Annotated in this window: 13 protein-coding genes; 9 read left to right on the top strand and 4 right to left on the bottom strand. The window is 66.6% G+C overall.

Annotation, left to right across the window (positions count from 1 at the left end; all coding sequences use genetic code 11):
- Positions 1–329 precede the first annotated feature (329 nt).
- Positions 330–1,433: an alkene reductase gene (locus tag AAFF19_RS01485; protein WP_342721142.1), complete on the top strand. Its 1,104-nt coding sequence runs from the start codon at positions 330–332 to the stop codon at positions 1,431–1,433.
- Positions 1,434–1,581: 148 nt separating this feature from the next.
- On the opposite strand, the gene AAFF19_RS01480 is transcribed toward AAFF19_RS01485, so the two are convergent.
- The 3 genes from AAFF19_RS01480 to AAFF19_RS01470 form a co-directional block, all read right to left on the bottom strand.
- Positions 1,582–2,169 (bottom strand): hemerythrin domain-containing protein, encoded by a 588-nt coding sequence (locus AAFF19_RS01480; RefSeq protein WP_182119368.1) that lies wholly within the window; start codon positions 2,167–2,169, stop codon positions 1,582–1,584.
- Positions 2,170–2,327: 158 nt separating this feature from the next.
- On the bottom strand, positions 2,328–3,998 hold the full coding sequence (locus AAFF19_RS01475) for a methyl-accepting chemotaxis protein (protein ID WP_182119369.1): 1,671 nt from the start codon (positions 3,996–3,998) through the stop codon (positions 2,328–2,330).
- A gap of 117 nt (positions 3,999–4,115) precedes the next feature.
- Positions 4,116–6,449: a heavy metal translocating P-type ATPase gene (locus tag AAFF19_RS01470; protein WP_342721141.1), complete on the bottom strand. Its 2,334-nt coding sequence runs from the start codon at positions 6,447–6,449 to the stop codon at positions 4,116–4,118.
- A gap of 170 nt (positions 6,450–6,619) precedes the next feature.
- Here AAFF19_RS01470 and AAFF19_RS01465 point away from each other — a divergent pair, with 170 nt between their 5' ends.
- Positions 6,620–6,826, top strand: a complete 207-nt coding sequence (locus tag AAFF19_RS01465; RefSeq protein WP_182119371.1) for a cation transporter — start codon at positions 6,620–6,622, stop codon at positions 6,824–6,826.
- Between the two features lie 149 nt (positions 6,827–6,975).
- Positions 6,976–7,497 carry a Cu(I)-responsive transcriptional regulator gene (cueR, locus tag AAFF19_RS01460; RefSeq protein WP_342721814.1) on the top strand — a complete coding sequence of 174 codons (522 nt, stop codon included), beginning with the start codon at positions 6,976–6,978 and terminating at the stop codon, positions 7,495–7,497.
- A gap of 66 nt (positions 7,498–7,563) precedes the next feature.
- On the opposite strand, the gene AAFF19_RS01455 is transcribed toward cueR, so the two are convergent.
- On the bottom strand, positions 7,564–8,373 hold the full coding sequence (locus tag AAFF19_RS01455) for a TetR/AcrR family transcriptional regulator (RefSeq protein WP_182119372.1): 810 nt from the start codon (positions 8,371–8,373) through the stop codon (positions 7,564–7,566).
- 149 nt (positions 8,374–8,522) lie between these two features.
- On the opposite strand from AAFF19_RS01455, the gene AAFF19_RS01450 reads away from it, so the two are divergent.
- From AAFF19_RS01450 to AAFF19_RS01425, 6 genes are all read left to right on the top strand, one after another.
- Positions 8,523–9,395 carry an ABC transporter ATP-binding protein gene (locus tag AAFF19_RS01450; protein ID WP_182119373.1) on the top strand — a complete coding sequence of 291 codons (873 nt, stop codon included), beginning with the start codon at positions 8,523–8,525 and terminating at the stop codon, positions 9,393–9,395.
- The gene (locus tag AAFF19_RS01445; RefSeq protein ID WP_008904667.1) at positions 9,395–10,273 is read left to right on the top strand and encodes a branched-chain amino acid ABC transporter permease; all 879 of its coding nucleotides are present in this window, start codon (positions 9,395–9,397) and stop codon (positions 10,271–10,273) included. Before AAFF19_RS01450 ends, AAFF19_RS01445 begins: the two co-directional genes overlap by 1 nt.
- Entirely contained in the window at positions 10,273–11,310 is a 1,038-nt protein-coding gene (locus tag AAFF19_RS01440) for a branched-chain amino acid ABC transporter permease (RefSeq protein WP_182119374.1), read from the top strand. The genes AAFF19_RS01445 and AAFF19_RS01440 overlap by 1 nt, the downstream gene beginning before the upstream one ends.
- 85 nt (positions 11,311–11,395) lie before the next feature.
- Positions 11,396–12,544, top strand: coding sequence for an ABC transporter substrate-binding protein (locus AAFF19_RS01435; RefSeq protein ID WP_342721813.1), 1,149 nt, complete (start codon positions 11,396–11,398; stop codon positions 12,542–12,544).
- A 161-nt stretch (positions 12,545–12,705) separates the two neighbouring features.
- Complete coding sequence (locus tag AAFF19_RS01430) at positions 12,706–13,527, top strand: ABC transporter ATP-binding protein (RefSeq protein ID WP_342721140.1); 822 nt, start codon at positions 12,706–12,708, stop codon at positions 13,525–13,527.
- 172 nt (positions 13,528–13,699) lie between these two features.
- Positions 13,700–15,520, top strand: a complete 1,821-nt coding sequence (locus AAFF19_RS01425) for a long-chain fatty acid--CoA ligase (RefSeq protein ID WP_342721139.1) — start codon at positions 13,700–13,702, stop codon at positions 15,518–15,520.
- Positions 15,521–15,580: the final 60 nt, after the last annotated feature.

Here is a 15,580-nt window from a genome sequence, read left to right as displayed (position 1 = left end):
GCTGCAGCATTAAGCTCTAAGAGCCTGTTGGCGATCTCGCAGGGGATCGCGTTGGAGCGCAATCGGGATGAGTGGATGCTTCGGATGCGCCGCATGGGCTCATGCCCATGCAAGCAGCTGGGGCGTCCAATCACCCGATTTCGCTCCAACCCTTCGGGCAGTGGCCTTTGCGGGCGGTCTGCGGCGTTGCGGCGCTTGTGGATAGCGGGGCTATCCACTGCGCACCGCGCCTTGCATCCCATCCCGCAAAGACCGCTGCGCGACCCCTGGGAGATCGTCAACAGGCTCTTTGCTGCTTTTTTTGCACATTGCTTTACAGGACCCCCGTCATGACCTCTTTGTTTGAACCCACCCGCGCGGGCGACCTCCAGCTGGCCAACCGCATTGCCATGGCGCCGCTTACGCGCAACCGCTCGCCCGAGGCCATCCCCACCGACCTGGTGGCCACCTACTACGCACAGCGCGCCAGCGCCGGCCTCATCATTTCCGAGGCCACAGCCATCAGCCCGCAAGCCCAGGGCTATGCCGATGTGCCCGGCCTGTACGGCACCGAGCAGCTGGATGGCTGGAAGAAAGTGACCCGCGCCGTGCACGCTGCCGGCGGCAAGATCGTGGTGCAGCTGTGGCACGTGGGCCGCGTCTCGCACACCGACCTGCAGCCGGGCAACGCCCACCCCGTGGCCCCCTCGGCCATCCGCGCCCACACCAAGACCGTGCTGATCAAGGACGGCGTGCCCACCTTCACCGACACCTCCATGCCCCGCGCGCTCGATGCCGAGGAGATCCCCGGCATTGTGCAGGACTACCGCCACGCCGCGCGCAACGCGATTGCATCGGGCTTTGACGGCGTGGAAATCCACGCGGCCAACGGCTACCTGATCGACCAGTTCCTCAAGACTGGCGCCAACCAGCGCACCGACGACTACGGCGGCAGCATCGCCAACCGCGCCCGCCTGCTGCTGGAAGTGACCCGTGCCATCGTCGAGGAAATCGGCGGCGGCCGCACCGGCATCCGCCTGTCGCCCGTCACCCCCGCCAACGACATCGTGGACGCCGACCCGCAAACCCTGTTCGACCACGTGGTGCGTGAGCTGGCGCCGCTCGGCCTGGCTTACCTCCATATCATCGAAGGCGCCACCGGCGGCCCGCGCGAGGTGGAAGGCCGCCCGTTTGACTACGCCGCCCTCAAGGCCGCCTACCGCGCAGCCGGTGGCAAGGGTGCCTGGATGGTGAACAACGCCTACACCCGCGAACTGGCCGATGCCGCCCTGGCCCACGGCGCAGACATCGTGGCCTTTGGCCGCCCCTTCATCGCCAACCCCGACCTGGTGGCGCGCCTGAAGGCCAACGCCCCGCTCAACGAGGTGAACCGCGCCACGCTGTATGGCGGCGGGGCCGAGGGGTATACGGACTATCCGGCACTGGGTGCCTGAGCAGGCAAAAACGGAGTGCCGCGTCCGGGTTCACGCGCCGGTGGAAACTGGCGCTGGCCTAGCGCGGGCCGCCGCACAAGGGCCGCCCCGCCACGCTGGCGGCGTCCCCCTGCCCGCGTAGCGAGAGCGGGGGAAGCGGCGAAGCCGCTCAGGGGGGTGAACCTAAGCCTATCGGGCTCGGCGCCCGCATCACGATGCGCGTGAACAGCCGGTCATACGCCGCGTCGCGCGGCTTGCCCGGGGCCAGCGGGTTGGTGTTGCTGGCAAAGGCCGCGTCGATGGCAGCCCAGTCGCCCGGCTGCAGGGATTCCTGCGCGGCGGGCAGCACCACGGTTTCTTCCAGGCGCATGTGCTCCAGGTAAAAGCGGATGTAGCGCTCCAGCGCCTGGGCAAACGCCTCGCGGCGCGCATCGCCCATCAGCTCCCAGCCCAGCAGCAGGTGCTGCAGCTCACGCACCGCCGCCTCGCCGCCTTCGTGGTCGCGCTCCAGCTGGGCAATGGCCTCGGCCGCCTGGGGTGAGCGCTCGGCCACCTTGGGGAACAGCCACTGCGACTCCTTGGGGTGGTGCTGGCGCTCTGGAAACTCGTCGATGTAGAACAGCATGGCCCGCATCACGTCAAAGAACGCCGCGGGCTCGTCGCCCGGGCCCTGGTTCAGCATCAGGTGCAACGACTGCAGCACCGCCGCCAGCGACGCATGCTCCTCACGAATGGTTCGCAGACAGATGGACGACATGGCGCGCTCCCCGGTTAGGCACAGGCCCCGAGATTGCCATGCAGGAAGCGGCCAACCCATGACGCAGGTCAATAAACCGGCCACCCTCTCCCATAAAGAAAGCCCCGCAGACGGAGCCAGCGGGGCTACTTTTTCACCGCAGTGCGGCGCGTCAGGTATCAGCCCTCAAGCCGGGGCTGGGCCGCGTTGGTGCCCAGGGCCTGCGCCGTGCGGGCCAGCGGTGCTGCGCCCGTGGCTCCGGGGCCCGCGTACGCGTGCCCTGTCGAATCCGCCAGACGGAACTGCTGCACCACCTGCGAAAGGCGTGCGGCCTGCTCGCGCAGCGAATCGGCCGCAGCGGCAGACTCTTCCACCAGCGCAGCATTCTGCTGCGTCATGCGGTCGATCTCGCCCACCGAGCTGTTCACCTGACCGATACCGGCCGACTGCTCGGACGCCGCGGCGGTGATCTCGCCAATGATGTCGCCCACGCGCTGCACGCTGCCCACGATGTCCTTCATCGCCGTGCCCGCTTCTTCCACATGGCGCACGCCGCCGTCCACGGCCGTCACGCTGCTCTGGATCAGGCCCTTGATGTCGCTGGCCGCCGCCGCGCTTCGCTGGGCCAGGCTGCGCACCTCGCTGGCCACCACGGCAAAGCCGCGGCCCTGCTCACCTGCACGGGCAGCCTCCACCGCCGCGTTCAGCGCCAGGATGTTGGTCTGGAAGGCAATCGAATCGATCAGCCCGATGATGTCGCCAATCTTGCGGCTGGACGCCGAAATCTCCTGCATGCTGGCCACGGCCTGCTGCACCACGCCGCCACCATGCGTGGCCATCTGCGATGCCGACGCCGCCAGCTGGTTGGCCATCTGCGACGAAGATGCCGTCTGCTGCACCGTGGACGTGAGCTGCGACAGCGAAGACACGGCCTCCTGCGCGTTGCTGGCCGTCTGCTCGGTGCGCTGCGACAGGTCCTGATTGCCGGTGGCGATCTCCTGGCTGGCGGTGGCGATGTTGCCGCTGGCGTCCCGCACCTGCGCCACCAGCGCGCCCAGGCCCTGCTGCATGTCGCGCAGTGCGCGCTGCAGGTCAGCCACTTCGTCCTTGCCCTCGGCGGCAATGTGCTGCGACAGGTCGCCGCCTGCAATCGCCTGCGCCATCTTGCGTGCGTCTTCCAGCGGGCGGCAGATGGAGTTCATGTTCATCAGCGTGGTGGGCACCACCACCACCACGGTGATCAGCACCGCCAGCACAAACAGCCACTCGGTCTCGCTGGACACCTGGCCCTGCTCCGCCACCGATTTGGCCACCTCGCTGCGCAGCACGGTATCCAGCTCGGCCATCAGCTTGTCGGCCTCCGCAAATTCGGCCACCGCCTTGGCGCTCATGCGGTTGGCGATGGTGGCGGTGTCGTAGCCGCTGGCTTCCAGCTGGCGCGCCACGTGCGCGAACAGCTCACGGTAGCTGTCCAGGCGCTTCACGATGTTGCGCACCACCGGGTTGTCCGAATCTTCTTCGCCTTCCAGGAACTTGCCGGCCACCTTCTTGGCGCGGTCCTGGCTGTCCAGCCATTTGGCGTGGGCGGCCTTGACGTCCTCGGGCTTTTCGTAGCCGATGATCATGTCCTTCTCGAACTGACGGATGGCGCCCATCTCACCCCGCAGCTCGGCCATGTACCCAACCTCGGCAAACGAGTGGTCCATGAAGTCCTGGCTCATGGCATGGATGCGGAACATGCCCAGCATGCCAGCGCCGCCCAGCAGGCCCAGCAGGCCCAGCACAACGGCAATGGCGCCCAACATGCGAAACCGTATGGTGAACTGCCGCATGAGCGAAAAGAGGTTCATGATCTGTCGTCCTTCAGATGGGGATGTACACACAGGCCGCCGGTCCCCTGGGCGCCGCCGACTTGCAACAAAACGTTGCAGTGTGCCAGACATCCATGGCAGGGTCGTACGTGTTTATCACATGCGCCAGCGCTTGAGTAGGAGGGCATTCGCCATCACGCTGACCGAGCTGAGTGCCATGGCCGCCCCCGCCACCACCGGGTTGAGGTAGCCCAGCGCCGCCAGCGGAATCCCCGCCACGTTGTATGCAAACGCCCAGAACAGGTTCTGGCGGATCTTCATCACCGTGCGGTGCGAGATGTCCAGGGCGGCTGCCACCAGCATCGGGTCGCCCCGCATCAGCGTGATGCCGGCCGCGTGCATGGCCACATCGGTGCCGTTGCCCATGGCCATGCCCACATCGGCGGCCGCGAGTGCCGGGGCATCGTTAACACCGTCGCCCACCATCGCGACAATGTGGCCCCCACGCTCCGCCGCTGCGCTGGGTCGCTGCCCCCCGAGGGGGTCTTCGCGCCTTGGGGCGGCCCGGCGGCGCTCATGGCGCTTGCCATCGGTGCCCTGTTGCAACGCAGCCACCTTGGCGGCCTTGTCGCCCGGCAGCACCTCGGCCATCACCTCGCCCGCATCGGGGTCCAGCCCCAGGCGCCGGGCCATGGCCTCGGCCGCGCCCCGGTTGTCGCCCGAGATCATCACGGTGCGGATGCCGCGCGCCTTGAGCTGTGCCAGCGCCTCGCGCGCGCCGGGCTTGGGTTCGTCGCCAAAGGCCATCAGGGCCTGCAGCTGGAAGCCCTGCGGAGCACGCTGCGCCACCGCCGACACGGTGGCGCCCTCGTTCTGCAACGCCTGGGCCCGCGCTGCAAGGGGGCCCATGTCCACCCCCAGCTCCTGCATCCAGCGCAGGCTGCCCACCAGGTAGCTCTGGCCGTCCACCTCACCCTCGGTGCCGCGCCCGGGCACGGCGCGCACGTCCTGCGCGGTGGCCACGCTGATCTGCCGCTCACCCGCAGCCGACACCACGGCACGCGCCAGCGGGTGTTCGCTGCCGCTTTGCACCGCAGCCACCGCCGCCATCACGGCCGCATCGTCGAGGCCGGGCACCACCTCAAACGCCGTCAGCCGGGGCTGGCCCACCGTCAGCGTGCCGGTCTTGTCAAAAGCCACCACATCCACATTGTGGGCCAGCTCCAGCGCCTGCACGTCCTTGATCAGAATGCCGTGTTTGGCCGCCACGCCCGTGCCCGCCATGATGGCCGCCGGTGTGGCCAGGCCCAGCGCACAGGGGCAGGCAATCACCATCACCGCCACGGCATGGATCAGCGCGGCCTCCATGCCCACGCCCATCCACAGCCAGCCCAGCAGCGTGACCAGCGCCACCACCAGCACCACGGGCACAAACACGGCAGATACCTGGTCCACCAGCCGCTGGATGGGCGCCTTGGCCGCCTGGGCGTCTTCCACCAGCCGGATGATCTGTGCCAGCACCGTCTCGGCGCCCACGGCCGTCACCGCCATCACGATGCGGCCATCGCCGTTGATCGAGCCCCCCGTCAGCGCCGCGCCCACATCACGCGCCACGGGCAGGGGCTCGCCCGTCAGCATGGATTCGTCCACCTGCGTGTGGCCCTCATGCACCGTGCCATCCACGGGGATGCGCTCGCCCGGCCGCACCACCAGCTGGTCGCCCACCAGCACTTCGGCCACCGGCACATCCACCTCGCCCTGCTGGGTCAGCAAATGCACCACATCCGGCCGCAGCGCATGCAGCGCGCGGATGGCCGCCGTGGTCTGGCGCTTGGCGCGTGCCTCCAGCCACTTGCCCAGCAGCACCAGCGTGACCACCACGGCAGACGCTTCAAAGTACAGATGCGGCGCATGACCTTCGTGGGCCGTGAGCCACAGCCACACCGACAGGCCCCAGCCCGCACTGGTGCCCAGCGCCACCAGCAAATCCATGTTGCCGCTCAGCGCCTTGGCCGCATGCCAGCCCGCCTTGTAAAACCGCGCCCCCAGAACGAACTGCACCGGCGTGGCCAGCACAAACTGCACCCAGGCGGGCAGCATCCAGTGCTGGCCGAACAGGTCGCCCACCATAGGCAGCACCAGCGGCGCCGACAGCAGCAGGCCAATGCCCACGGGTAAAAAGCCGGCCCAGGGCGACAAATCCTCGGGCGCATCCTCCTGCCCCGCCGCGCGTGGCTCGTAGCCCGCATTGCGCACCGCGCGGCGCAGCACCGCCTCCATGGCAGTGGCGTCAGCGCCCACCTGCGTGACAAAGGCAATGCGGGCAGATTCGGTCGCCAGGTTGACCGAGGCCTCCTGCACGCCCGGCACCTTGCGCAGCGCGCGCTCCACGCGGCCCACGCAGCTTGCACAGGTCATGCCGGAAATACCGAGGTCCAGCGAGTGCATCGCCTCAGAGGAAGAGATGGGAGGGGTGGTGATGGTGTTCATGGCGGGGATGGTGATCCTTGACGTGGTGGCAAGGTCAAGCGTTGATTCTGATCAACCCTCACATCATGAGTGTCTTGCACGGCGTTTGACTCTGCCACGATGTCAAGCTTCATGATTCAAACCGGTCGATGCAACGGCCTTCCTTTCAACAACCTTACCAAGGACACCCCATGGCAACCACCACCACGACTTTCCAGGTACAGGGCATGACCTGCGGCCACTGCGAGCGCGCCGTCACCCAGGCCGTGCAGCAGGTAGACCCTGCCGCCCAGGTGCGCATCGACCGCGCCAGCGGCAAGGTGGACGTGGACAGCACCGCCCCCCGCGAGGCCCTGGCCGCCGCCATTGCCGAAGAAGGCTACACCGTAGCCGCCTGATACGGGTATGTATTCAAAAATCTCAACCCGTTCACGCTGAGCCCGTCGAAGCGCCGCGCGAGGCTTCGACACGCTCAGCCCGAACGGTTGCGATGGATGAACGCGAACACGCACTACTGCCCCCTCCCCACAAAGGGCCCTCCATGACAATGCCAACGCCCCAGCACGCACGCACCACCCCGGCCCCCACGCCTGGAAAACCAGCCGAGCCCCGCGCCACCACCTGGCCCGTGCCCATCGGCGTCGCCGCCCGGCGCGCAGGCATCTCGGCGCGCATGGTGCGGCACTATGAATCGCTGGGCCTCATCACTGGTGTGGCACGCACCGACAGCGGCTACCGCCAGTACACCGAGGCCGACGTGCACGCCCTGCACTTCATCCGCCGCAGCCGCGACCTGGGCTTCTCGATGGAAGAAATCGCCGAGCTGCTGGGCCTGTGGCACGACCGCAGCCGCGCCAGCAGCCAGGTCAAACGCATCGCCCAGCAGCACATCGACGACCTGAGCGAACGCATCGCCCAGATGCAGGCCATGCAGCGCAGCCTGCAAACGCTGGTGGCCTGCTGCAAGGGCAACGACCGGCCGGACTGCCCGATATTGGATGACCTGGCGGCGGGGCAGGCAGAACACAACAACCACAAGATACCGCGCAAAACGCTATCAAACAAATAGCTGCTCGCGCTTATCCATCAAGCGTTAGATGCCAATTTTGCTTGAATTTCAACCTGCCGAGGCGCATCAGCCCCCGCTGGGCCGGACAGCGGTCCTGGCTTTGCCGCCCGCCGCCCTGCGTTTGGGGGTGGGCACGGCGGCGGCGCCCAGCGCAGTGTTGTCCGCAGGCCGCCGCAGCACCCCATCACACAGCGTCGCAATGCACTGCTGCGCCACCTGCTCGGGCGTGTATTCACCGCCGGGCTGGTACCAGCGGCCGATCCAGCTGAGCGCCCCTGCAATCACAAAGGCCGTCATCTTGGGGTCGCAAGGCTGCAGCGACCCTTCGGCCACGCCCTGGGCCACCAGGCGCCGGAACTCCTGGTCGATGGCGGACTTCAGGCGCCGCAGCTCCTTGCGGCTCTGGGGGGGCAGCTGCTCGTCGCCCACGCGGATCAGGCACATGCCGAAGTCCTGCGTGACGATGCGCGCGTACACCTGCATGCAGGTGACAAGCTGGTCGATGGCCTGGCCGCCCGCAGCGCGCGAGGCCTCGATGCCCGCGAGCATCATGTCCAGGCCCTGGCGCACACACTGCAGCAGGATCTCGTCCTTGTTCTTCACGTAGTAGTACAGCGTGGGCTTGGTCACGTTCAGCCGTGCGGCGATGTCGTCGAGCGAGGTGGCGTGAAACCCGCGCTCGTTGAACAGCTGCGCCGCTGCCTGCAGCACGGCATGGCGCTTGGCCTCGCGCTGCTGTTCGCGGTGCGACACGGGCGCCCACGGCGACGCTGCGGCGCCGTCAGCGTCTGACGGTACCGGTGCCTTCACGGGTGTCGGCTTGGACAAAGGCTTGCGCGCTGCGCTGCGGGGTGCTGCCACTTTGGCGTTGGGCATGGATGGAGATTCCTCGGGAAAGTACGGATGCCGAATACGGGGGGTGGCTTCCAGAATCTACTCGTGAGTAAACAGTTTACGCACAAGTAGGAAATTTCGGCAGCGTCTGCCTGGATTTTCTGCTCAGAACAAACCCGCATTGAAAGCCCATGGAAACCCACCGTTCCGGCCCTTCTTCTGCACCGCCACCGCCCCTGCTCCAGGTTGAGGGGGTCACGCTGGCGTTTGGTGGCGTCAAGGCACTCACCGATGTGGGTTTTGCCGTGCAGCCGGGCTCCATCACCGCCGTGATCGGGCCCAACGGCGCCGGCAAGACCTCGTTGTTCAACACCATCTCGGGCTTCTACCGGCCCGCACAAGGCAGCATCCGGTTCAAGGGCCAGGACATCACGCGCATCCCCGCGCCGCAGCGCGCCCGCATGGGCCTGGGCCGGAGTTTTCAGAACATTGCGCTGTTTCGCGGCATGACGGTGCTCGACAACATCAAGCTCGGCCGCCACGCCCACCTCAAGGCCAATGTGTTCGATGCGCTGTTCTACCTGGGCCGCGCCCGCAAGGAAGAAGCCGAGCTGCGCCGCGACATCGAGGAACGCATCATCGACTTCCTGGAAATCGACCACATCCGCCACGCCAGTGTCGCGGCCCTGCCCTACGGCCTGCAAAAGCGCGTCGAGATGGCACGCGCCCTGGCCATGCAACCCGAAATTTTGATGCTCGACGAGCCCGTGGCCGGCATGAACCGCGAAGAGACCGAAGACATGGCGCGCTTCATCCTCGACGTGCGCGCCGAATGGGGCGTGACGGTGCTGATGGTGGAGCACGACATGGGCATGGTGATGGACCTGTCCGACCATGTGGTGGTGCTGAACTTCGGCCAGGTCATCGCGCAGGGCACGCCCGCAGTGGTGCAGGCAGACCCCGAAGTGAACCGCGCCTACCTCGGCTCGGGCGACGTGGGCGATCTTCGCCGCAAGCTGCAGGCCGGGGCCACCAGCGCCCCCACCGCGCAAGGAGCCGCATGATGGATTGGGCCTATCTGTTTGAAATCAGCCTCACGGGCATTGCCAGCGGCGGCCTCTACGCCCTGGCGGCACTGGCCTTCGTGATGGTCTACAAGGCCACGCGCGTGGTGAACATCGCCATTGGCGAAATGCTCATGGTCGGCGCCTACCTGTTCTTCACCTTTTCCTCCATGATGGCGCTGCCGCTGTGGATGGCCGTTCCGGCTGCGGTGCTCGGCACCGGGCTGCTGGGAGCGGTGATCGAGCGCACCATGATCCGGCCGCTGCTGGGCGAGCCACCCATCTCGGTGTTCATGGTCACCGTGGGCCTGGCCTCGGTGCTGGTGGGTCTGGTCGAGATGATCTGGAGCGCCGACCAGCGCCGCCTGCCAGACTTCATGCCCACGCAACCCATCATGGTGGGCGATGCCTTCCTCGCGCCCAAGGTGTTCTGGGGCGCCGTGATCGCGGTGGTGTTCATCGCCGCCGTGCTGCTGGTGTTCCGCTTCTGGCGCGGCGGCGTGGCCTTGCGTGCCACGGCCAGCGACCAGGCCGCCGCGTATTCGGTCGGCATCAACGTGCCGCGCGTGTTTTCGCTGTCCTGGGTGGCATCCGCCATGCTGGCGGCCATCTCCGGGATCATCGTCGGCTCGATCGGCGGCATCTCATCCAGCATGGGCGTGTTCGGCCTGTCGGTGCTGGTGGTGGTGATCGTCGGCGGGCTCGACAGCGTGCTCGGCGCACTCATCGGCGGCTTGTGCATCGGCCTGGTCGAAGCTCTGGCCGGCGCCTACCTGGGTGGCGAATACAAGCTGCTCGCCACCTTCATCGTGCTGGTCGGCATCCTCATGGTCCGCCCTTACGGCCTGTTCGGCACCCACGAGATAGAGAGACTCTGATGCGCATCGGAACCCTCAAGGAAACCTACATCGCCGACGCGGCGCTGTTCGACTCGCGCACGCAAAAGGCGTGGCTGGCCGTGGCTGCCGCGCTGCTCGTGCTGTTCCCCTTCATGGCCAGCGACTACTGGCTCTACCTCGCCTGCCTGGTCAGCATCAATGTGGCCAGCGCCACAGGGCTCAACATCCTCACGGGCTACACCGGGCTGGTCAGCCTGGGGCAGGCCGCCTTCATGGGCCTGGGCGCCTACACCGTGGCCATCCTGCAGGCCAAGGTGGGCACGCCCTTCCTGCTCAACATCCTGGCGGGCGGCGTGGTGGCCATGCTCGGCGGCATCGTCGTGGGCGTGCCTTCGCTGCGCGTCAAGGGGCTGTACCTGGCGATTGCCACCATCGCCGCCTCGTTCATCGCGCACTTCCTGTTTGCCAACCTGCAGTTCACCGGCGGCACGGGCGGCCTGAGCGTGCCACCGGCCAGCCTGTTCGGCGTGCCGCTCGACACCTCGTTTCGCCTCTACTGGCTGATCGTGCCCGTCACCATTCTCATGCTGCTGGGCGCGGCCAACCTGTTCCGCACGCGCATCGGCCGGGCCTTCATCGCCATCCGCGACCGCGACATCTCGGCCGAGGTGCTGGGCATTCCGCTCCTGCGCTACAAGCTGCTGTCGTTCGGCCTGTCGTCGTTCTACGCCGGCGTGGCGGGCGGCCTGTGGGCCTACTTCTTCCGCGTGGTCACGCCCGAGAGCTTTCCGCTGCTCATGTCCATCTTCTTCCTCGCCGCCATCATCGTCGGCGGCATGGGCAGCATCCTCGGCGGCATTCTCGGCGCGGTGTTCATGACCATGGTGCCCGAGCTGCTCAAGCTGGTGTTCGACCTGCTGCCCAACAGCACCGAATACACGGTGTTCCTCTCGCCCGTGCGCACCATCATCTTCGGCCTGCTGATCATCGGCTTCCTGGTGTTCGAGCCGCACGGCCTGGCCGAGGTGTGGCGGCGCATCCGCCGCTTCTTCCACCTGTGGCCCTTCCGCAACTGAAGCCACCCCTTTTCCTGCCACCACATCACAACCGAAGGAGACAAGCATGGCCCACCAACGCATTTCCCCCCAGCGCCGCAGCCTGATGCTGGGCGCCGCCGCCGCAGGCGCCGCCTCGCTCATGCACCCGCTGTCCGTGCTCGCACAGGGCGCAGAAGACATCGTCATCGGCGGCTCCATCCCCATGACGGGTGTGTTCGCCTTCGCGGGCGTGGGCATCAACGCCGGCATCCAGGACTACGTGAAGATCGTCAACGACGCGGGCGGCATCAAGGGCCGCAAGGTCAGGTACGTCCCCGAAGACACCGGCTACAAGGTCGATGTGTCGGTGGCCGCGTTCAAGAAGATCACCAGCCAGAACAAGGTCAACCTCTACTACGGCGACTCCACGGGCTTCGCCAAGACCATCAACCCCGAGCTGGACCGCAACGGCAACATCCTGATGGCCGGCGCCTCGTTCGCCACCGAGCTGAACAACCCGCAGAAATACCCCAACCAGTTCCTGGTGGGCCCGGACTACACCGAGATGTTCGGCATCCTGCTCAAGCACATCGCCAAGGAAAAGCCCGGTGCCAAGGTGGCCTTCGTCTATTCCGACTCCGAGTTCGGCCGCGACCCCATCGACGAGAGCGAGGCCGAGGCCAAGAAGCTGGGCCTGAACGTGGTCGTGAAGATCATGACGCCCCCGGGCAGCGTGGACGTCTCGGGCGAGGTCATCAAGCTGCGCCGTGCCGCGCCCGACTACACCATCTTCCACGGCTACATCCTCGCGCCCATCCCCGAGTTCATCACCCAGGGCAAGCAGCAGGGCATGACCAGCAAATGGATGGGCACCTTCTGGACCATGGACAGCTCCACCGTCATGAAGATGGGCCCGGACGGCGACGGCTTCATGGGCGTGATGCCCTTCCGCTACTACTACGACACCGACAAAGCGCCCATGCTGGAAAAAATCCGCGCCATGCGCCCGGAATACCAGAGCACGGCCTACATCCAGGGCTTCGTCGCCGCCATGCTGTTCCTCGAATCGGCCAAGCGCTGCCTCGACGCCAACAAGCCGATGACGGGCGCCAACCTCAAGGCTGCGCTCAACTCCATCAAGGACTTCGACACCGGCGGCCTGATCGGCGTGCCAATCACCATCCGGGGCAATTCCATCCCCGTGGGCCGCGTGTATCGCGCAGATATGAAGGCGCAAAAAATGGTGGCCGCCTCCGACTGGATAAAACTGTGAACAACCCCCTGAGCGGCTGCGCCGCTTCCCCCTTCTCTCACGCTGCGCGTGGGAAGGGGGACGCCGCCAGTGCGGCGGGGCGGCCCTTGCACGGCGGCCCTGGCCTGGGCCGCGCCAGTTTCGTAGGCCGCGGGTAGTACCCGACGCGATGGATCACTGACATGACCCAGCAAAACACGGACAACGTCCTCGAAGTCAACAACATCGAGGTCATCTACAACAAGGTCGTGCAGGCCCTGCGTGGCCTGTCTCTGGCCGTGCCGCGCGGCCAGATCGTGGCGCTGCTGGGCAGCAACGGCGCGGGCAAGTCGACCACGCTCAAGGCGGTGTCGGGCCTGCTCGCACTGGAAGATGGCGAGTTGGAGAGCGGCAGCATCCTCTTCAACGGCCAGAGCACCGCCGCGCTGGCACCGCAGCAACTGGTGCGCAGCGGCCTGTCGCATGTGATGGAAGGGCGCCGGGTTTTTGAAGACCTCACGGTTGAGGAAAACCTGGTCGCCGCCACCTACGCGCTCACGGGCCGCAAGGGCGCGGCACCACCCGACTTCGACATCGTCTATAGCTATTTCCCCCGCCTGCACGAGCGCCGCAAGGGCCTGGCGGGCTATCTGTCGGGCGGCGAACAGCAGATGCTGGCCATCGGCCGCGCGCTCATCGCCCAGCCGCAGCTCATCCTGCTCGACGAACCCTCGCTGGGCCTCTCTCCCAAACTGGTCGAAGACATCTTCACCATCATCGCGCGCATCAACGCCGAGCGTGGTACCAGCATGTTGCTGGTGGAGCAGAACGCCACTGTGGCCCTGGCCGTGGCGCACAGCGGCTACATCATGGAGAACGGCAAGATCGTCATCGACGGAACGGCCGACCGCCTGGCGGGCGACCCCGACGTGCGCGAGTTCTATCTCGGCATGGGCGGCGGCGGCGAAGCCAAGAGCTTCAAAGACATCAAGCACTACAAACGCCGCAAGCGTTGGCTGTCGTGAGCGCGAACAACCCCCTGTGGCGCTTCGCGCCTTCCCCCTTCTCTCGCCTCGCTGCGCGATGCGGGAAGAGGGACGCCGCCCGTGCGGCGGGGCGGCCCTTGCACGGCGGCCCTGGCTTTTGCAGCGCCAGTTTTGACGGCTATGGGTTCGCGATGCGCAATGGATCATTGATATGTTGAATCTCCCCGAACTCACCCTGCCCCAGATGCTGCGCAAACGCGCACGCCAGGATGCGCAGCGTGTCGCCATCCGGCAAAAAGACTTCGGCATCTGGAAGCCCTTCACCTGGGCGCAGTACTTCGAGCGTGCCTGCCACTTCGGCCTGGGCCTGCGCGCCCTGGGCCTGCCCGATGGCGGCCATGTCGGCGTGATTTCCGAGAACCGCATCGAATGGGTGCTCACGCAGATGGGCGCGGGCCTGGTGGGCGCCGTCACCGTCGGCGTGTACCCCACCAGCCCGTCTTCGGAAGTGGCCTACGTGGTGGGCCATGCCGACATCGAGATCATCGTCTGCGAGGACCAGGAGCAGACCGACAAGGTGCTCGAAGCCCTGGACGATCTGCCGCGCCTGAAGAAGATCGTGGTCATGGAAACCAAGGGCCTGCGCAGCTTTGCGCCCGGGGTGCGCGGCCTCATCGTCCCCTTCGACGAGGTGGAGCAACTGGGTGCGCAAGGCGGCAAGCTGCAGGACGTGGAGGCCGCGCTGGCCCGCCAGCAGCTGGACGACATCGGGCTCATGATCTACACCTCGGGGTCCACCGGCAAGCCCAAGGGCGCCATGGTCTCGTACCGCAACATCCGCGGCGTGGTGCCCGGCATCGTGGACCGGCTCCAGCTCTCGCGCGAGACCACCCACCTGTCCTACCTGCCGCTGTGCCACGTGGCCGAGCAGATGCTCACCACCTTCGTGCCCGTGTACGTAGGTTCGCAGGTCCACTTTGGCGAATCCATCCGCACCGTGCAGGAGGATTTGCGCGAGGTGGCACCCACCATGTTCCTGGGCGTGCCGCGCATCTGGGAGAAGATGCACGCCGCCATCAGCATCAAGCTGCAGGAAACCGGCGGCCTGCGCCGCGCGCTGTTCCGCAAGGCCTACGCCGCCTGCCAGCCGCTGGCCGAAAAGCCCCGTGCGCAATGGAGCATCGGCGACATGTTCACCTTCACCGCCAGCTACTGGCTGGTGTTCCGCGCGCTGCAGAACTTCATCGGTCTGCGCGAGGCGAAAGTGGCGCTCACGGGCGCGGCGCCCATTCCGCCGGACGTGGTGCGCTTCTTCCGCGTGCTCGGCGTGCCGCTGGTCGAGGTCTATGGCCTGACCGAATCGACCGGCATGGTCACCGGCCACAGGCTCGACGATGTGCAGGTCGGCACCGTGGGCGTGCCCACCAGTGGCGTGGAGTGGCGCATCGCCAAGGGCAGCGACGACGACATGGGCGGCGAGTTCCAGATCAAGGGCGAGATGGTGTTCGCGGGCTACTACAAGAACCTCGAGGCCACGGCGCAAAGCATCCAGGATGGCTGGCTGCACACCGGCGACGTGGTGCGCCTGGTGGACGGCCAGATCAAGATCGTGGACCGCCTCAAGGACATCATGATCACCGCCGGCGGCAAGAACCTCACGCCGTCCGAGATCGAAAACACCATGAAGGCCAGCCCCTACATCAAGGAGTGCGTCATCGTCGCCGAGGGGCGCAAGTTCGTCGGCGCGCTGGTCATGCTCGACTACGAAACCGTGGGCAAATGGGCCGAGGCGCAGCGCATTCCGTTCACGCATTTCCGCTCGCTGGTCGAGACCCCCCAGGTGCGCCAGCTCATCGACGCCGAGATCGCCACCGGCAACGCCAAGCTGGCGCAGGTGGCGCAGATCCGCAAGTTCCACATGCTCACCAAGGAACTGGACCACGACGACGGCGAAGTCACCGCCACCATGAAGGTGCGGCGCTCCAGCATCTACAAGACCTACGCCGCCGAGATCGAGGCGCTGTACCGCTGAATTTAAAGGTTTTCAGGGCTCCAGCGCTTTACCAGCAAGCGCTGGCAGCTCTTGTTTCAG

This window comes from Acidovorax sp. FHTAMBA (assembly GCF_038958875.1).
Lineage (GTDB): Bacteria > Pseudomonadota > Gammaproteobacteria > Burkholderiales > Burkholderiaceae_C > Acidovorax.
This window is presented reverse-complemented; position numbering and strand designations above follow the sequence as displayed.